Source organism: Enterococcus sp. E4-150, assembly GCF_035726465.1.
GTDB lineage: Bacteria > Bacillota > Bacilli > Lactobacillales > Enterococcaceae > Enterococcus_B > Enterococcus_B faecium.
This window is the reverse complement of record NZ_JAPRGK010000033.1, coordinates 1-5,694: the sequence shown is the minus strand read 5'-3', so window position 1 is coordinate 5,694 and position 5,694 is coordinate 1. Positions and strand designations below refer to the sequence as shown.

4 protein-coding genes are annotated in these 5,694 nt (G+C 31.4%); all 4 read left to right on the top strand.

Features of this window, described 5'->3' with window-relative positions:
• The first annotated feature begins 218 nt into the window (after positions 1 to 218).
• The 4 genes from OZ002_RS13155 to OZ002_RS13140 all read left to right on the top strand — a co-directional run bounded on the left by OZ002_RS13155 (position 219) and on the right by OZ002_RS13140 (position 5,591).
• A complete protein-coding gene (locus OZ002_RS13155) occupies positions 219 to 3,149 on the top strand; it encodes a lectin-like domain-containing protein (RefSeq protein ID WP_192191853.1) in 2,931 nt (976 codons plus the stop codon).
• 34 nt (positions 3,150 to 3,183) lie between these two features.
• Positions 3,184 to 3,753: a hypothetical protein gene (locus OZ002_RS13150; protein ID WP_010721992.1), complete on the top strand. Its 570-nt coding sequence runs from the start codon at positions 3,184 to 3,186 to the stop codon at positions 3,751 to 3,753.
• 59 nt (positions 3,754 to 3,812) lie between these two features.
• A complete protein-coding gene (locus OZ002_RS13145) occupies positions 3,813 to 4,817 on the top strand; it encodes a DUF916 domain-containing protein (protein WP_010721993.1) in 1,005 nt (334 codons plus the stop codon).
• A gap of 126 nt (positions 4,818 to 4,943) precedes the next feature.
• Positions 4,944 to 5,591: a hypothetical protein gene (locus OZ002_RS13140; RefSeq protein ID WP_325083481.1), complete on the top strand. Its 648-nt coding sequence runs from the start codon at positions 4,944 to 4,946 to the stop codon at positions 5,589 to 5,591.
• Positions 5,592 to 5,694 lie beyond the last annotated feature (103 nt).

Here is a 5,694-nt window from a genome sequence, read left to right as displayed (position 1 = left end):
CAGTGTAAAATGTACTTGGGTCATGTAACGTCCTCCTGGGTATGTTTTTGTGGTTAAAAACATTGTACCGTAAAAGGGCTGTTACATGGCCTTTTATCTTTTACACAATTATATGGACTTTATCAAATAAACAGCCTTTTATCTTTTTTCTAATATATAGTTATATAGTGGATAAGGAAATAATTATTTAACTTGATTTAGAGGGAGGATTTTCACTAGTGAAAAAGACTAAAAAATTTTTGCTGTGTATGTCGGCAGGTATATTGCTGGCACCATGTGCTCTTGATTTTCAAAGTAGAGATCAAGTTTTAGCTAATACGCAAGATAGTGTACAAATTATTGATACTAATGAAGAAATACAAAAAATTGAAAATGATTATGCTATCTTGTCATTTAAAAAACAAATAAAAGAAAATAAAATAGCTTGGTATCTAAATATCAGTGGTAAACAGGAATGTTCTAATGTGAAGATTCATATATCACAAACAAAAGATGGTGAATCAAAGATTGTAACGGAATTAGAAAGTGAAGTTACCAAAGAAATTATTTCTGCGGATGAAAGTGGAGATCTGACTATTCCGGTAGATAGCAAGAATACTTATGTTTTCTTCACCGATCTAGATAAAAAAGTGTCAGTTAGCGCTAGTTATAGCAAAGATGGTAATTATTTGCCAATGATAGATGAAGAAAAAATCATATATGAAGGAAATTCTTCAGTGACAGAAGAATCAACAGGAGTACAAGAATCTACTGAAGTAGCTGACACTGATGTTTCAGAAGAAACAGTCTCTTCAGAGTCTAACACTGAGACATCATCAACAGACACAAGTGAGTCTGATACAAGTATGACTAAAGAGTCCACAAATAGTTCAAATTCAACGAACGAAAGTGAAGATAAAAGCGAAGAGAAGAGTCAAGACAGCATGTCTGAAAAAGTTGTAGCAGACGAACATCCTGAGATCAGAGGATCGGGCAAGTATGGATCAGTTAATGTACCTTCTGGTGCAATAACTATTTGGGACTTATTTTCTGTTCCTATTGGTCCTGCAAAAGTAGAGTACATGCAAAATCCATACGATAATGAAGGTAGACCATATTCTGAAGTTTCTCTATCTGGAAAGAGAAATTGGACAGCGCTATGGTCTAAAAGATCTAATCGATTGGATTTTTCACATTCATTCAGGGGTAGAACTTATGTAAACTTTGGTACAAAAGAAGCAGATGGTTTTGCTTTTGTTATGCAAAATGATCCTAGAAAAGAAACAGCCATAACTAATGCACAATCTTCGAGTGATGGACAAAACCTAGGAGTTTATGGTGCAAAAGAAGCTTATACAAAAGGAATTTCAACTAAAGTGACTCCAGAAAAAGATGCTGTTCAAAAATCAGTAGCAATAGAGTTTGACTTATACACTAATAAAAGATCTTTAGGAGAAACGCTTTATGACTTAGACCCTTCTGAACCTGATAAGGTATTTAAGGCTCCTCATATGGCTTATTCTTTCCCTGGAAATTTGAATAAGACTTATGTTCCACTACATGAAAATGAATCAGATGCAAATCAATGGTTTGGAACTTTGGGTTCTTTGCAAGCAAGAGAAGCTAGAATTATTCATAGAGGAAAACAGAAATTAAATGAGACAGTTTCTCAAAATGTTCAAGATGGAACATGGTATGAATTCAGATTTGGCTTTAATGCAGATACAAAAGTTTTTAGTTACTATTTGAAAAATCCAGTAACTGATCAACAAACAGAAGTAATTACAATTCCATGGTCAGATCTTAATGAAGAGTTGGATTTAGCTAACAATGATAACAAAGCTTATTGGGGATTCACCGTAGCTAATGGAGGGGAATCTGGTCAAACAAAGATTGTATTTACTGAAGTTCCTGTTAACTTAGACGCTACTCTAAAAAACGATGTTCTTAATGAGAAAAATGAGTCAATCACAGTGTCTGAAGAAGATACAACAAAAGAAAAAAGTGTTTCTCCAGGAAGTGAAGTCACTTTAACGAGTAAGCTATATATTGATAAGGGAGAAAATAGCTTTACTGTTGACTCATGGAACGTCTTTTCAGAAGAGGAAGTATATGATTTATCAACTGTAAAAGATGTAGTTATTAAAGCTCCTTCAGGTGATATCCTTGCTAAAGGAACACCAAAAGTAGAAGATGGTAAATTAAATATTACGTTTGATCAGGATGTGACTATTAATCCAGAAGAAACTCTTGATTTTTCTCTTACTATACAAACCAAACAAGATATTCAACAAGATACACATGTACAGTTTTACGGTGTTGTAAATGGAACAGAGAATTCTGTTCCAGCAGAGGAAAAATCATTCTCAAGTAATCCTGTGTATTTTTGGATTACTAAAAAAGATTCTATGACAGAGTTATCGTGGAATGAAAGTAGTATAGAAAAAACAAAAAATCAACAAGTCGACATAGCAGATATCTCAGATGAAGGAATGGACACAGAATTCTTTTGGAAAGATATTGATACAAATGACCTTTTAGAATTTACTTTATTCAAAGATAATGAGCAATTAATCAGAAAAGAAGTTACAACAAGTGGAGAAAATAAATTCAATATAGAAAAACTAATAATTCCAAAAAACAAATTAAGCTATGGGGGAAATAATTTTACAATACAAGTAAAAAAACTTAATCCTAATGGAAGTAATGAGATTTTAGATAAATTGATTCTAAATGTAGAAGTTGCAGGAAGTTTATACTTTGAAACAGCACCTGCAGATGTTAGCTGGACTAACAGAGTTCCTAGTCAGACAAAAGGAATTCTGTCCAGGGATAAAGACAATAGCATCCAATTGTCAGTACGAGATAGTAGAAATATTCCAGATCAAGATAAGAATTGGTTTTTAATCCTTTCTTTATGTAAAGAAAAAGAAGATTCTTTTGAATATGTATGGAAACCTTCGACAAATAGTGATCTTGTTGATTTAGGAACTACTAGTTTGAAAGTTATGGATACAAATTCTGCATTAAAAGATAATTACAATTATTATAATGAATGGAATTCTCAAGAAGGTATCCTTCTTAAAAGCAAAGAATATATTTCAATAGGGGATTATAGTCATAACACAAAATTTGTGTGGAATTTGTGTGATACAGCTATACCAAAATAAAGTGATAAATTCTGGAGGAAGGGAATGTAAATAAATGTCATGGAGACCATATAGTATAGTTGTTTGTTTAGCTAGTTTATTCGCATTAGCTGTAACTGAAACATCTGTTGCAGCTGATGTAAGAAAAGAAACAGACTCTAATATTATTATATCGGATGCTAGTGATGTAGGAGATTCTTCTCAAGATAATTTAATTTTAGAGGAAGTACCAATGGAATACGCGTTTCGTTCATTACTTGAGAATAGAAATTATGAGCTAGAAGCCCAACTTTCAAATCAATTTGTTAAAGTAGTGAATGATCGTGGTAGTAGAAATTGGGTAGTTAAAGCTAGCGTTTCTGATTCTTTGGTGCTAGAAAGGAATAAAGAAATAAAGTTTCCTGTAACATCATTTAATATCGATGGGATTGATCTTAAAGAAATAGGAAATTCAGGAATCATATTTCAATCTAGTTCGAATGGAAAAGAAAACACTGGATTGTTAAGTAAACCAATCAAAAATGTTTCGATGAGATTTGTTGATGAGAAGAATATTCTAAATGATGATGATACTGTTAAAGGTTCAATTCAATATTTCTTGTATGATACATTATTAGTTAAATAATTATGTAACTCGAAGTCTTAAAATATGACTTCGAGTTTACTGTGTATAGGAGGATTAAAGTGAAAAAAAATGTATTTTTATATTTAATTTCAATATTTCTTTTATTGCTAATGGGAAATAGTAACTCTGTGTATTCAGAAGAAATGAAATCAAATGATTCTGTTGGATTTAACGTAAAAGCAATTCTACCTGAAAATCAGTTGAATAAAGAAAATAGTTTTTTTGATTTAAGAGTAGCACCTAATCAAAAGCAAGAAATAGAGCTTCTTATTACAAATACATCGAGTAAAGAAGAAGTTTATGAAATTGCTATTAATCAAGCTTATACAAATAAACAAGGTTTTATTGACTATGCATTAAAATCTGAATCAGAAAAAAATCAATATAAATTTCCTATAGAGGATATTGTAGATGTACCAGATAAAGTAACTGTCCTAGCAAATCAATCAAAAAAAGTTTCTATTAGTTTAAAAATTCCTGACAAACCATTTGTAGGAGAAATTTTATCAGCTTTTCAAATAAAAAAAGAAGATAACGATCAAAACGGTATTAATAATTCTTATGGATATATCATCGGCTTAAGGTTAACGCAAAATGATCAACAAGTGAAACGAAAATTAACTTTGGAAAAAATAGAAGCAAAAGAAATTTCCCAACAAGATAAATTATTAATTACATTTCATAATCCGGAAATGGAATCTTACGGGAGTTTAAAGTATAAAATCACTCTAATAAATACAAAAGATAATAAAACTGTATACAATAAAGAATTTAAGGACTTACAAATTTCACCTGAATCATTGTATGAAATGGAACTTAATTTGGAAGAGGTAGAAATTCCAAATGGTATTTATCAAGTTAAAATTGAAGTTTCAGATGCAAAGAATAATAAATGGAATTTCGAAGAAAATGTAGACGTAGACAAAAATGATCAATCTAAGCAAGTAAATCTTAAAAATGAAGAGAAAGATAATAAATTCTTTGTACTTTTCATTTTAGGCCCGATTTTACTAATTATTTTGTTGATTATTATATGCCTAAAATTATTAAAAAAATCTCGATGAAATAAATTTTTGGTAATTAGTGTGGAAGATAAAAAGGAGTAGATATGTTAATTTTTATTCGTGAAGTGTTAATCCAATTAACATTTCGAAATATAACTATTTTTTGAAAGAGAGGACTAATACATTATGAAAAAACTAGCATTATTAAGTGCGGTTGCTGTATCTTCTGCAGCACTATTAGGAGGAGCTAGCGCATTTGCAGCAACAGATTCAAATGATGCAACACAATCAGAAACACCAGTAACAGCAACTTTTAACTTACCTGATGGTGGCGGTACTAACCCTACGCCTCCAGGAGGTGGAGATGGAGATAACACCGATAATGAACTTACAACTGAATGGGGAATTGCTTATCAACCAACAACTTTTGATTTTGGAACTACTAAATTAAAAGAAAGTGGAGAACAAATTATCCCAGCTACTAAAAAATCAAGTTTTAACGTAGGTGTAAAAGATAAAACAAGAGGCACTAAAGGCTGGACTTTGAAAGCTTCTTTACAATGGCAAGGTGATGCAATTGAAGGAGCAAAAATTACTACTACTGGTGATGGTACTGTAAATATCAATAAGGGTGGTGATGTGTTAGAACCAGTTACTGATGAAGTTACTGGACAATCTAATGTGGAAATTACTTCTGGATCAGAAGCACTTATTATGACAGGATCAAAAGGTGTACGTCACAATAGTGTATATGATTATGATTTAGGTGATGTTTCATTACACATTGCTGATGCAGGTAAAGTAGAAGGGGAGAGTGTAAAATATTTTGTGTAAATAGAAAAAAGGAAGTCCCTTCTGTAGAATAGAGTTACCACAACACATTCACAGAAAAGAGGACTTCCATATGAACGATTTTACTACAGAAATTCTAAAGACT